Source organism: Curtobacterium sp. NPDC089185 (assembly GCF_040685235.1).
Taxonomy (GTDB): domain Bacteria; phylum Actinomycetota; class Actinomycetes; order Actinomycetales; family Microbacteriaceae; genus Curtobacterium; species Curtobacterium citri.
In genome coordinates this window covers 81113-93784 of sequence record NZ_JBFBHK010000003.1, presented here as the reverse complement: position 1 = coordinate 93784, position 12672 = coordinate 81113, and the positions used below count along the sequence as shown (strand labels likewise).

Here is a 12672-nt window from a genome sequence, read left to right as displayed (position 1 = left end):
CCATGCGCCGCACCACCGTGCCCGGCACGCCCGTGCTCGGCGTCCCCGCCGCCGGCACACCGCCGCTCGCGACCACCGCGCTCCGTTCGGTCGGTGCCGTCAGCGCCGTCGGGGCGCTCGTCGCCCTCGTCGGGACCGCGCTCCTGCCGGCCGCGCCCGCCGCTGCCGCACCGGACCTCCGGTCCGCGTCGTCCACCCAGCTGTACGGCGCCGGTCCGTACCGGTCGGACACGAGCGAGGCGGCGAAGCAGGTGACCGCACTCGCGACGAGCGACCCCGCGGGCGCGCGGGCGGCCCGGACGATCAGCGAGCACCCGGTGGCGATCTGGCTCGGCGACTGGACGCAGGGGACGACCCTCGACCGCACCATCGACCAGGCTGTGGCGGGTGCCGAGCGCACCGGGACGACGCCCGTGTTCGTGACCTACGCGATCCCGCACCGCGACTGCGGCGGCTACTCCGCCGGCGGCATGGACGAGGCGACCTACGCCGCGTGGGTCGACCGCATCGCCGAGCGGCTGCGGGGGCACCGCGCGGCCGTCCTGGTCGAACCGGACTCGCTCGCGATGCTCAGCAACAGCGCGTGCGACGCGTCGCTCGGCGAGCAGCGCTTCCGCGTCCTGTCCCGCGAGGTCGCGGCGTTCACGGCCGCCGGCGTCCCCGCGTACCTCGATGCCGGCAACTCGAACTGGGTGCCGCCGACCGTGATGGCGGAGCGCCTCGACCGTGCCGGGGTGCGCTCGGCGCGCGGGTTCTTCACGAACGTCGCGAACTACTACCCGACCGCGCAGGAGCAGGCGTACGCCGAGCGGGTGTCGGCGGCCACCGGCGGTTCGCACTACGTGATCGACACGTCCCGCAACGGACAGGGCTGGAAGGGCACCTGGTGCAACGCCCCCGGCTCCGGCCTCGGCACCACGCCACGGGTCGTGACGGACGGCACCCGGCTCGACGCGCTGCTCTGGGTGAAGACACCGGGCGCGAGCGACGGCACGTGCAACGGCGGGCCCGCTGCCGGCCGGTGGTGGTCGTCCTTCGCGCAGGCGCTCGTGGCGAACGCCCGCCTCGGCACCCCCGCACCCACGGCGGCCGCGTCCCCGACCCCGGTGCCGTCGCCCACGGCCACGGCGCCCGCGGCGAAGACCCCCTCGGTCGCGCCCACCGGACGACGCGACGACGTGCGCTCGTCCTCGACGCGTCGGGTCACCATCCGCGGCTGGGCCTTCGACCGCGACGACACCGCGAAGGCGGTCTCGGTCCGGGTCACGGTCGGCCGGTCGGTGATCGGCACGGCGACGGCCGACCGCAGCCGTCCGGACGTCGACCGCGCCCACCGCGTGGGGAAGCAGCACGGGTTCGACGCGACCTTCGCCGTGCCGAGCGGCAAGCGCACGGTGTGCCTGACCGCGGTCGGCATCGGCGCGGGCGGGGACACCGCGCTCGGCTGTTCGACCGTGACCGTCCGCTGACCCCGCTCGGCTAGGCTCGGCGCGTGACCGGAACCGCAGCCACCGCCCAGCCGCTCGTCTCGATCATCATGGGGTCGGACTCCGACTGGCCGACGATGCGAGCGGCCGCGGAGACGCTCGACGAGCTCGGCATCCCGTTCGAGGCCGACGTCGTCTCCGCCCACCGCACCCCGGACAAGATGGTCCGCTACGCCCGTGCCGCGGCGGGCCGGGGCATCCGCGTCGTGATCGCCGGTGCCGGCGGAGCGGCGCACCTGCCGGGCATGGTCGCCTCGATGACGACCCTGCCCGTGATCGGCGTGCCCGTGCAGCTCGCGCGGCTCGACGGCCTCGACTCGCTGCTGTCGATCGTGCAGATGCCGGCCGGCATCCCCGTGGCGACCGTCGCCATCAACGGTGCGGCCAACGCGGGGCTCCTCGCGGCGCGGATCATCGGTTCCGCCGACCCCGCGGTGGCCGACCGGCTGCGGCAGCACGCCGAGGACCTCGAGCGCGTCGTCGAGGAGAAGGCCGCGCGGCTCCGCGACGCCCTCTGACCGGGCCGGTCCGCAGTCCGGCGGCCGATGGGGCCGCCGGTGCGCGGCGGCTCGGGATCAGCGGACGGCGCCGCTGACCGCGTCGACGGTCACCGTCCGGCCGGCCCCACCGACCGAGACGGACACCGCCCAGGTCGGCGCCTGACCGCTGCCCCCGAGCACGATGCCGGTGACGGTACCGCCCGCGGACGACGCCGCCCGTGCCGCGGCGGTCGGGGCGTCGACGCGGACCGCTCCCGCACGAGCGGCGTTCGCGGCCTTCGTCGCGGCGTCGGAGTCCTTCGGGAACGGTCCGGAGGTGACGCGGTCGAGGGTCGCCGACACGACCGACTGCGTGAGCGAGCCGTCCGGCGACGCGACGACGACCGTCCAGTTGTCCCCGGACCCGGTCAGCGAGACGACCGTGCCGCCCCCGGCCGCCGCGACGCCCTGCGCCGCGATCCGGGAGAAGTCGACGTTCGCGGGCGTCTCGACGCCGCTGCCGTTGCCGGTGCCCGGCCCGGTGCCGTCGTCGACCGGGGTGGTCGGCGCGGCGGACGGCGCCGTCCCCGGGGCCGAGGTGGCGGCGTCCGTCGGGGTCGAGGAGGGACGCGGCGTCGGCGTCGCGGTCGCCGAGGCGGAGGACGAGCGCGTGGGGGACGGGCTGCGGTCGGCGGTGTCGGGACCGGAGCACCCGCTGGCGAGTGTCGCCGTCGCGACGCCGAGGGCGATCGAGGCCGTGATGGTGGTGAGCCGGTGTCGACGCGTCATGGTGCGATCCTCGCAGCCGGGTCGACCCCCGCCGCGGACGACACGGCGGGGCCGGGGGATCGACGCCCATCCGTGACCGGGCGTGCGCCACCCGACGTCCGCCGCCGCGCTCGTGTCCCCGGGGCGTCCGGCTCAGAGGTCGGCGTGCAGCTGCCAGGTCTCGTCGGCGGCGTCCCGCCAGCTGAACATGCGGGCGCGGTCCGGCCCGGCGACCGCGAGCTGCGCCGCCAGGTTCGGGTCCTCGACGACCTGGTAGACGGCCTGCGCGAGCCGCTCCGCGTAGGAGTCGCGCGGGTCGCGGGCCACGACGACACCGGCGTCCGCAGCGACCTCGCAGACCGCCGCGTCGTCGGAGTGCACGACCGGCGTGCCGAAGCTCATCGCCTCGACCACCGGCAGGCCGAAGCCCTCCGCGAGGCTCGGGAACACGAAGACGGTGGCCCGGTCGTACGCCACCGCGAGGTCGGCGTCGTCGATGCGGCCGAGCACGTGCAGGCGCTCGGGTGCGAGTCCGGCGCGCTCGGCCTCGCCGTGCACGTCGACGTCCCCCCAGCCGTCGGGGCCGGCGACCACCAGCGGGACGTCCTGCGGTGCCGCCGGGTGCGCCATCGCGGCGACGAGGTGTGCCAGGCCCTTCCGGGGCTCGAGCGTGCCCACGGCGAGGACGTACCGCTCGGGGAGCCCGAGCCGCTCCGCGCGCAGGTCGGCGTCCGCGGGGAGCCGGAGGCGACCGCTCGGTGCGCCGCCGATGACCCGGAGCCGCTCGCCGAAGGGGTGCACCGCGTTGAGGTCGGCCGCGACGGCGTGCGTCGGGACGACCACGGCGTCCGCGTACCGCCACGCCCGCTTCACCATCGCCCGGTGGAAGCGCACACCCCGCGGCGTCAGGGTCTCCGGATGCGTCCACGGCACGGTGTCGTGCACGGTGACCACCGTCTGGCGGCCCGGCTCGAGGCCGCGGTCGTGCTTGACGAGCGGCGCGAGGACGCTCGGCGCGTGCACCATGCCGTGTGCGGCGCCGCCGGTCAGGCCGCCCTGCCAGGCGAGGGCGAGCTCGCGGCGGGGGAGGACCAGCCGTTCGAGCTCGGCGAGCCCGGGGAGCAGGGTGGTGATGCGCTCGAGGTCGTCGCGACCGGCGGCCGGGACGATGCCGGCGACGTCGCAGCCGGCCGGGGCCCTGGCGATGAGCTCGCGGGTGAGTTCCTCCGCGTAGCGGCCGATGCCGCCGGGGACCGGAGCGACCATCTGGTCGACGATCACGCGGAGAGTGGTCATCTGGTGGTGCTCCTCGCAGGTCCTGCCGCCGGTCGGCGTCGTCCGCCGGTCCGGGCGTCCCGGCAGACGATACCAGCGGGCGCTGGGGCGCCTACGCGTCGGCGCGGGTGTCCGTGACGGTTCCGTCGACCGCGATGCGCGACCGACGGCGCCGACGCTCGCCGAGCACGGCCAGGGCGGCGAACACGAGGTCCACGACCGTCAGGAGCACGCGGGACATCACGGCGACGCTGACGGCGGCGGACGCGCCGAGGGGCACCCCGGCGGTCAGGAGCGCGGTGAGGACGGCCTCGCGTCCGCCGAGTCCGGCGGGGAGGAAGAACACCAGGAACCCCACCAGCCAGGCAAGGGCGTACGCGCCGACGGCGAGCGTGGCGACCCGGACGTCGAGCGGCCCGAGCGGCGCGAGGACGAGGGCGATGTGCAGGCCGAAGACGAGCCAGGCGAGCACCGCCCAGCCGAAGGCGCGCAGCACGGCGGCGAGCCGGATGTCGATGGTGCCGAGGTCGCGCCGGGTGACCTTCGAGGCGAGCCGGAGGCCGAACCGGAGCACGGCCGGGTGCAGGGCGACGAGCACGACCGGGACGAGCAGCACCACGTACCAGTAGCGTGCGAAGGCGTCCGGCTGCACGAACGGGATCGTCACCGCCGCCACGGAGACGCCTGCGCCGCAGCTCACGAGGAGCGTCAGCATGCCGACGGCCACGCTCCGCGCCGGCGGGACCCGGTGCTCCCGCCCGAGGTCGGCCTGCGCCACGATCGGCCAGACGGAGCCCGGGATGTACTTGCCGATCTGCGACAGGAAGAACACCCGCTGCGCGGCGGCGATCGGGATCCGGTGCCCGGCGCCGGACATGAGGGAGCGCCACGACAGGAACGTCACGTACGTCGCCGCGGCGCCGAGGACGAACGCGAGGACGAGCGTCCAGGGGTCCTGCCGGGTGAACGCGTCGGCGATGTCGCCTGCGCGCGGGACCAGGAAGGCCACGCACAGGGCGAGGGCGAGCACCAGGGCGGACACCCGGACGACGGTCTTCACGCGGGAGCGCTCGGCGGGCTTCGGGACGTCGGTCATTCTCACCTAGGGTTGGTCGGGTGCGCCGGGACCGGTGGCACACGCGACCACCCGGAAGGACGACGAGCGTGCGGATCCTGGCCTTCGGAACATACCAGGCGGCGGACCACCCCCGGGTCCGCGTGCTGGCGGACGGCCTGCGGGCGCGCGGGCACGTCGTGGCGGAGGCGAACGTCCCGCTCGGCCTGTCCACGCGTGACCGCGTGGCGATGCTCGGCGCGCGGTCGGGCGCGGCGCAGATGGCCCTACGGCTCGCCCGCAGCTGGACCCGGCTCACCGGACTCGCGCTGCGTGCGCGGGCCGCCGGACGTCCGGACGCCCTGCTCGTCGGGTACATGGGGCACTTCGACGTGTGGCTCGCGCGGCTGCTGTTCCCGCGCACGCCGATCCTGCTCGACCACCTGATCTTCGCCGCCACGACCGCGCAGGACCGCGGCGTCGGCGGCACCGGCCTCAAGCAGCGGCTGCTGCGCGCCCTCGACGGCGCCGCCCTGCGCATCGCCGACGTCGTCGTGGTCGACACCGAGGAGCACCGCGACCTGGTTCCCGACCGGCTCCGCGGCAAGGCCGTCGTCGTCCCCGTCGGGGCGACCGAGGCGTGGTACGACGCGGCCCGCGACGGTGACGGCGCGGACGGCGGGCCCCTGCGCGTGGTCTTCTTCGGGCTCTTCACGCCGCTGCAGGGCGCCGTGACGATCGGCGAGGCCGTCGGGCTGCTCACCGCGGACGACGGCGTCGAGGTGACGATGATCGGCTCCGGCCAGGACCTCGACGCCGCGCGCGCCGCTGCCGAGGGCGGAGCGCCGACGACCTGGGTGCCCTGGGTGGAGTCGGCGGACCTCCCCGGTGTGGTGGCGGGCCACGACGTCGGCATCGGCATCACCGGCACGACCCCGAAGGCGCTCAAGGTCGTGCCGAACAAGGTGTACCAGTGCGCGGCGGCGGGGCTCGCGGTGGTCACGAGCGACACCGCCCCGCAGCGTCGCGCGTTCGGGGACGCGGTCGTGACCGTGCCCGCGGGCGACGCGGCCGCCCTGGCGGACGCCCTGCGGACGCTCGCGGCCGACCGTGCGCTCCTCGGTCGTCGGCGCGCTGCGGCCGCCGCGGCCGCCCAGCGCTTCCGGCCCGCGGGTGCCGTGGAGCCGCTCGACGAGCGCCTGCGCGCCGTCGTGCGCTGATCTGCTGATCCGGTGCGCCGGTCCCGTCGGGCCGGCACCGGGGGTGGACGGACGCCGTGACGGACGGGAGGCGCGGTACCGGCTGGTACCGCGCCTCCCGTCCGTCGTGGTGGGACCGATCAGGCGCCGAGCGCGCCCGCCTGGAACGCCGCGTGCAGCGCCTCCCGCCAGTCGCGCATGGGCGCGAGCCCGGCGCGGGACCAGCCGTCGTGACCGAGCACGCTGTACGCCGGACGCGGCGCGGGCCGCACGAAGGCGGCGCTGTCCGTCGGGAGCACGCGCTCCGGGTCGAGGCCGGCCTCGGCGAAGATCGCCTTCGTGAAGTCGTACCAGGACGCCTGCCCCGAGTTGGTGCCGTGGTAGACACCGGCGGGGGCGTCCGAGTCCACGAGCTCGACGATCCGGGCGGCCAGGTCACCCGTCCACGTGGGCTGGCCCACCTGGTCGGTGACGACCGACACCGTGTCGTGCATCCCGGCGAGCCGGAGCATCGTCGCGGCGAAGTTCGGCCCGTGCGCGCCGTAGATCCAGGCGGTCCGGACGACGTACGACGAGTCCGGTGCGATGCGGCGGACGTGCGCCTCGCCGTCCGCCTTGGTCCGCCCGTAGGCGTTCAGCGGGTCGGTCGGGGCGTCCTCGGTGTAGGGCGCGGTGCCGTTGCCGTCGAACACGTAGTCCGTCGAGACCGTCAGCAGCTTCGCACCGTGCCGGACGGCCGCCTCGGCGAGCAGCCGCGGGCCGGTGGCGTTGACCGCCGCCGCGTCGTCTTCGTGGCTCTCGGCGTCGTCGACCTTCGTGTACGCCGCGGAGTTGATGACGACGTCGTGCCCGGCGACGGCCGCGTCGACCGCCGCCGGGTCCGTGACGTCGAGGTCGGCACGACCGAGCGCGGTGACGTCACGTCCCTGCAGCGCGTGCTGCAGGTCGCGACCGAGCATGCCGGCGGCGCCGGTGATCAGGTACCGGGTCATGCGAGGGCCGCGCGCTCCTTCAGCGGCTCCCACCAGGCGCGGTTGTCGCGGTACCACTGCACGACGTCCGCCAGGCCCTGCTCGAACGGCACCTGCGGCTCGTAGCCGAGCTCGGCCTGGATCTTCGAGATGTCGACCGAGTAGCGCAGGTCGTGGCCCAGGCGGTCCTGCACGTGCTCGACGGACGACCAGTCCTTGCCGGTGGCGTCGAGGAGGAGCTGCGTGAGCTCCTTGTTCGTCAGCTCGGTGCCGCCGCCGATGTTGTAGATCTCGCCCGCGCGACCCTTGACGAGGACCATCGCGATGCCGCGGGTGTGGTCGTCGACGTGCAGCCAGTCGCGGATGTTGTTGCCCTCGCCGTACAGCGGGACGCTCTTGTCGTCGATCAGGTTCGTGACGAAGAGCGGGATGACCTTCTCGGGGAAGTGGTAGGGCCCGTAGTTGTTCGAGCAGCGGGTGATCGAGAGGTTCAGCCCGTGCGTGCGGTGGTAGCTGCGGGCGAGCAGGTCGCTGCCGGCCTTCGACGCCGAGTACGGCGAGTTCGGCTCGAGCGGGCGCTCCTCGTCCCACGAGCCCTCGCTGATCGAACCGTAGACCTCGTCGGTGGAGACGTGGACGAAGCGCTCGGTGCCGTGGCGCAGGGCTGCGTCGAGCAGGCGCTGGGTACCGACGACGTTCGTCTCGACGAAGATGCCGGAGTCGCGGACCGAGCGGTCGACGTGGGACTCGGCGGCGAAGTGCACGATCGCGTCGATGCCGGGGACGACCTCGTCGAGCTTCTCGGCGTCGCGGATGTCGCCCTGCACGAAGGAGTAGCGCGGGGAGTCGGCGACCGGCGCGAGGTTCTCGAGGTTGCCGGAGTAGGTCAGCGCGTCGTACACGACGACCTCGGCGCCCTCGAGGCCCGGGTAGGCGTCCTGCAGGGTCCGGCGGACGAAGTTGGAGCCGATGAAGCCGGCCCCTCCGGTGACGAGGATCTTCACGGATGGTTCCTTTGTGTCGGTGCGTCGGTCGGCGGAGAGTCTAGCGGTACGGCGTCCGCAGCCCGGTCGGCGTCCTCGGTCTCGTGATCGTGTGCGGGGACGGGCTCGTGATCGTGTGCGGGGACGACGTCGTGGGCGGCGGGCACCGTGCCGGGGGCGGCGCGGTGCGCCACGGCCACCCGGTCGTCGTCCGGGGCGGACCCGTCGCGGAGGACGTCCGCGGTCGGCCCGACCGCGTGCCAGAGCGTGGCGCCCACCACGACGGCGACGACACCCGTCACGGCGACGAGCAGCGCGAGCGGCTTCAGTCCGTACGGCACCGTTATCGCCATCGTGGAGAGCCCGGCGGTCGACGGCGGGAACTGCAGTGCCTGGTACGAGGCGACCGCGAGCAGGCCGATCGCACCGACCGCGACGAGCGCCGCGACGACGAGCAGGCACCGCGCGAACCGGGTGGCGGTGGACGGGCGCCGGAGCAGGCCGCTCCACGCCGCCGCCTGCAGCACGAGCAGCGCCGCGAGGGCCGGGAAGAGGAAGCGGCCCTGGGTGACCGCGACCGACATGTGGCCGGCGTAGGTCGCCCAGTCGCGGCCGAGCACGACGAGCAGGGCCGTCGCCGGGAAGACTCCCGCGACGAGCATCGTGCGGCGGTCGGCCCCCCGACGGGTCGCGGCCCACACCACGGCGGCGAGGGCGACGACGGTGGCGGTGTCGACGACGACCGAGGACAGCGGCCACTCGTAGCGGCCGAAGCGCCCCCAGAACGACTCCGAGAGCCCGTTCCAGAACGTCCCGGCGAACTGCGTCGGTGCCGGCGGCTCGCCGACCGGCCACGTCGCCGTGGCCGTCGGGAAGGCCTGGGGCTGCGGGGTGCCCGTGCGGACGAACTGCCGCGCGTACCACCAGCCGGTCGTGACGGCAGGGACCGCGAGCACCACGACGGCACGGAGGACCCGTCCGGGCCACGACGGCGCCAGCGGTGCGCGCGGTGCGAGGACGGCGACCATCGCGAACGGCACCGCGAGGAACCCGGCCGCCATCACGGCGGTGCCCACGGCGAGCGACCCGCCGAGGGCGAGGACGGTCCACCAGGACCGGTCGCCGGTGAACACCCGGACGGCCAGCCAGGTCGCGAGCGCTCCGGCGGTGATCACCGGGGCCCACGCCGAGACGGAGGAGCCGAGCTGCGCGAGCTGCGGGACCGCGAACACGGCGGCGAGTGCGGCGGCGCCGGCACGACGTGACCGGGTCGCACGGCGGACGGACGCCCACACCAGCGCCGGGACCGGCAGGACGAGCAGCACGTCGACCAGGCGCATCGCGAGGAGCACGACGTCCCACCGGCGGGTGGTGAAGTCGATGAGGTGGGCGACCACCGCCTGCCCGAGGAAGTAGGTCGGCGGGTGCTGCGACATCGGGTTCACGAGCTCGTTGACGGAGCCGTCGCCGACGATCGCGGCGATGCTGCCGCGGTCGGCGGCCGCCGGTGGCAGCGCCGGCACGTTCTGCGAGATGAGCCCCTGGATGTAGTGCAGGTCCCCGGCCGCGGGCCAGGCCTGACCGATCGCCAGGTGCAGGGCGGCGTCGACGTTGGCGAGCTCGTCCGGACCGTGCAGCGGCGGCGTGACGTACGCCCAGGTGGTCAGCAGCAGGCCGAACAGCAGGGTCGTGCCGACGACGGCGAGGAGCTCGGTCCGGGTGACGCGCGGTCGGACTGCGGTGGGGACGACGCTCATCCGGCGTGCTCCGATCGGACGTCGGTGGAGTCGGGCAGGACGGGGTCGTCGGCGGGTGCCGGTGTCGTGTCGCGCTCGTGGGCGTGTGCCGGGCTCGTGTCGCGCTCGACCGCGTCGTCCTCGGTGCGGGGACGCCGGGCGACCCGGCCGTACGCGAGCACCACGGCCACCGCGAGCAGGAGGACCGCCGCGCACCAGGCCGTCACGAGCACGGGCACCGGCACGGGGGAGGAGGCGGCCAGGACGTCCAGGCCGGCGGGCGTGACGCGTACCCGCGACTGCTCCGCGAACGACCCGTACACGAACACCAGCGCGTAGCACCCGAGCGCGGCGCCGAGGGCGGAGACGACGACGGTCGCCCGGCGCCGGCCGGTGTCGGTGGTCAGCGCGCGGCGCCAGGCGATCGCGCTGAGGGCGATGAACGCCACCAGGGCGGGGAAGTAGTACCGGCCCTGCGTGGCACCGACGACCGTGGTGGCCGAGTAGCTGCCCCACGCGTTCGCCGTCTGGAAGACCAGGACCGCCGCCGGGAGCGACGCGAGGGCCACGGCCAGGCGGAGCCCCGGCTCGCGCCGGAACGCCCAGACCAGGATCGCCCCGAGGGCGAGCACCGTCGCGGTCTCGAAGACCACGGGCGACAGGATCCACTGCGCGCGGCCGCCGAAGCTGCCCCAGAAGGTCCGGGCGATCGTGCTCCACGACACGTCGGCGAACCGGAAGGGGTCGGGTCCGGTGCCGGCCGGGAACGGCTTCGGCGGCCGGATCGACTCGAAGCCGCTCGGCTGCAGCGTGTGGAAGACGAGCAGGTTGCGGAGCCACCACCACGCGCCGATCACCGCGGCGCCGGCGAGCACGCCGACGGTCCGGACCAGCCGGGCGCCGAACCGGACGGCCGGGCCACCGGCGAGCAGCAGCGCGACCGCGACGAACGGGATCAGGGGCAGCGCGGTGCCCTTGAAGAGGATGGCGACGCCCAGCGACACCGCGAGGGCGACCGACGTCCGGACGCGGCGGTCCCCGGTGAGCACGCGGGTGGCGAGCCAGACCGTGGTCGCCGAGAAGAGCACGACCGGCCCGTCGTTCGAGGCCGAGGCGCCGATCGACGCGAGCTCGGGCACCGCGACGACGGCGAAGGCGCCGACCAGCGCCGCGCGCGGTGAGCGGGTGACCCGGCGGACGGTGGCCCAGGCGAGCGCCGGCAGCGGCACGAGGAGGAGGGCACCGAGCAGCCGGACCGCCAGGAGCGCCTGGTCCGGGGTGCGCGCGGCGAAGTCGACGAGGTGGAGCACGCCGGCGGCGACCGCGTAGTAGGTCGGCGGGTGCTGCGTCATCTGGTCGACGGTGTCGGTCTCGGCACGACCGGTCTCGTCGAGCAGCTGCCCCATCGTGGCGGACGGCGGCGCGGTGTCGGCCTCGTCGACCGCGCGGAGCAGGTGCAGGTCGCCCGGGTCAGGCCAGCCGTCACCGATCGCCACGTGGACGACGGCGTCGAAGTGTGCGCGCTCGTCGGCGGCCTGGTACATCGGCACGACCGCCGCCCAGGTGAACAGGACGATCGCGAAGGCCGCCGTCACGATCGCGACGACGACGCGCTCCGTGCGTCGCACGACGGGGTGGTGCACGACGGGGTGGTGCGCGGCGGTGCCGGGCGTGACGGGACGGTCGGCGGGGCGGTCGGAGACGGGGGCCTCAGTCGCCATACCGGGCGAGCTTCTGCAGGTCGAGCTGCTCCTCGGCGAGGGTGCGGTTCATCCTCGTCAGGTCCGCGACGACCCCGATCACCAGGGACAGCAGCGCCGTGATGAGCAGCACCACGCCGAGGATGATCGACTGCAGGTGGTTGCCGGTACTGCCCGAGACGATCAGCACGAGGTAGCGGACCAGCGGCCAGAGGCCGAGCGCGCCGAGCACGACGGCGACCCAGGCGAAGAGCGCCATCGGCCGGTACATGAGGTACACGCGGGCGATCGCCGAGCCGGACTGGAACATGTGCTGCCAGATGTTCTTGAACAGGCGCGACTCGCGGGTCTTCGCGTTCGTGGTGATCGGCACGCTCGCGATCGCCAGGCGCTTGTAGCCCGCCTGCACGATCGTCTCCATGCAGTAGCTGAACCGCGTGACGATGTTGAGCCGGATGAGCGAGTACTTCGAGTAGGCGCGGAAGCCGCTCGCGGCGTCGGGCAGGTCGAGACCGGCGGCGCGGGAGGCGACCCACGAGCCGAAGCGCTGCATGAGCTTCTTGAACCCGGAGAAGTGCTCGATCGTCCGGGTCTGCCGGTCGCCGATGACGATGTCGGCCTCGCCGTGCACGATCGGCTGCACGAGCTCGGCGATCTGTGCCTGGGGGTACTGGTTGTCGCCGTCGGTGTTCACCACGATGTCGGCGCCGTGCAGCAGGGCGTAGTCGACGCCGTCGCGGAACGAGCGGGCCAGCCCCATGTTCGTGGTGTGGCGGACGAAGTGCCGGACGCCGTGCGCCTTCGCGACCTCGACGGTGCGGTCCGTGGACCCGTCGTCGATGACCAGGACCTCGATCTCGTCGATGCCCTCGATCGCCGTCGGGATCGTCTCGAGGACAGCCGGGAGGGTCTGTTCTTCGTTCAGGCACGGGATCTGGATGAAGAGCTTCACTGTGGCTGCGTTCTCGTTCTCTCGGGTGGTCGGCCGCGTGCGGTGCCCTGTCGCCCCGCCGGACTCGT

11 protein-coding genes are annotated in these 12672 nt (G+C 74.5%); 3 read left to right on the top strand and 8 right to left on the bottom strand.

The genetic code is table 11. The annotated features are described in order from the left end of the window. The first annotated feature begins 2 nt into the window (after positions 1–2). The gene (locus AB0N84_RS03965) at positions 3–1469 is read left to right on the top strand and encodes a glycoside hydrolase family 6 protein (protein WP_363543882.1); all 1467 of its coding nucleotides are present in this window, start codon (positions 3–5) and stop codon (positions 1467–1469) included. Between the two features lie 23 nt (positions 1470–1492). Further along, positions 1493–2005, top strand: coding sequence for a 5-(carboxyamino)imidazole ribonucleotide mutase (purE, locus tag AB0N84_RS03960; protein WP_259346161.1), 513 nt, complete (start codon positions 1493–1495; stop codon positions 2003–2005). A 57-nt stretch (positions 2006–2062) separates the two neighbouring features. Here purE and AB0N84_RS03955 read toward each other — a convergent pair whose 3' ends face one another. The 3 genes from AB0N84_RS03955 to AB0N84_RS03945 form a co-directional block, all read right to left on the bottom strand. Then, positions 2063–2755, bottom strand: a complete 693-nt coding sequence (locus tag AB0N84_RS03955) for a hypothetical protein (protein ID WP_363543879.1) — start codon at positions 2753–2755, stop codon at positions 2063–2065. A gap of 132 nt (positions 2756–2887) precedes the next feature. Next, the gene (locus AB0N84_RS03950; RefSeq protein WP_182046773.1) at positions 2888–4030 is read right to left on the bottom strand and encodes a glycosyltransferase family 1 protein; all 1143 of its coding nucleotides are present in this window, start codon (positions 4028–4030) and stop codon (positions 2888–2890) included. Between the two features lie 91 nt (positions 4031–4121). Then, positions 4122–5105 (bottom strand): lysylphosphatidylglycerol synthase domain-containing protein, encoded by a 984-nt coding sequence (locus AB0N84_RS03945; RefSeq protein ID WP_363543876.1) that lies wholly within the window; start codon positions 5103–5105, stop codon positions 4122–4124. Between the two features lie 68 nt (positions 5106–5173). On the opposite strand from AB0N84_RS03945, the gene AB0N84_RS03940 reads away from it, so the two are divergent. Further along, positions 5174–6283 carry a glycosyltransferase gene (locus AB0N84_RS03940; RefSeq protein WP_363543874.1) on the top strand — a complete coding sequence of 370 codons (1110 nt, stop codon included), beginning with the start codon at positions 5174–5176 and terminating at the stop codon, positions 6281–6283. A 119-nt stretch (positions 6284–6402) separates the two neighbouring features. Here the strand turns inward: AB0N84_RS03940 and rfbD are convergent, their stop codons facing one another. The 5 genes from rfbD to AB0N84_RS03915 are packed head-to-tail and all read right to left on the bottom strand — an operon-like array spanning position 6403 to position 12604. Then, positions 6403–7254, bottom strand: coding sequence for a dTDP-4-dehydrorhamnose reductase (gene rfbD / locus AB0N84_RS03935; RefSeq protein WP_363543871.1), 852 nt, complete (start codon positions 7252–7254; stop codon positions 6403–6405). After that, positions 7251–8237, bottom strand: a complete 987-nt coding sequence (rfbB, locus tag AB0N84_RS03930) for a dTDP-glucose 4,6-dehydratase (RefSeq protein ID WP_182046776.1) — start codon at positions 8235–8237, stop codon at positions 7251–7253. The genes rfbD and rfbB overlap by 4 nt, the downstream gene beginning before the upstream one ends. After that, a complete protein-coding gene (locus tag AB0N84_RS03925) occupies positions 8234–9973 on the bottom strand; it encodes a hypothetical protein (protein WP_363543868.1) in 1740 nt (579 codons plus the stop codon). Before AB0N84_RS03925 ends, rfbB begins: the two co-directional genes overlap by 4 nt. Then, positions 9970–11673: a glycosyltransferase family 39 protein gene (locus AB0N84_RS03920; protein WP_363543865.1), complete on the bottom strand. Its 1704-nt coding sequence runs from the start codon at positions 11671–11673 to the stop codon at positions 9970–9972. Before AB0N84_RS03920 ends, AB0N84_RS03925 begins: the two co-directional genes overlap by 4 nt. Then, positions 11663–12604 carry a glycosyltransferase family 2 protein gene (locus tag AB0N84_RS03915; protein WP_289457503.1) on the bottom strand — a complete coding sequence of 314 codons (942 nt, stop codon included), beginning with the start codon at positions 12602–12604 and terminating at the stop codon, positions 11663–11665. The genes AB0N84_RS03920 and AB0N84_RS03915 overlap by 11 nt, the downstream gene beginning before the upstream one ends. Positions 12605–12672 lie beyond the last annotated feature (68 nt).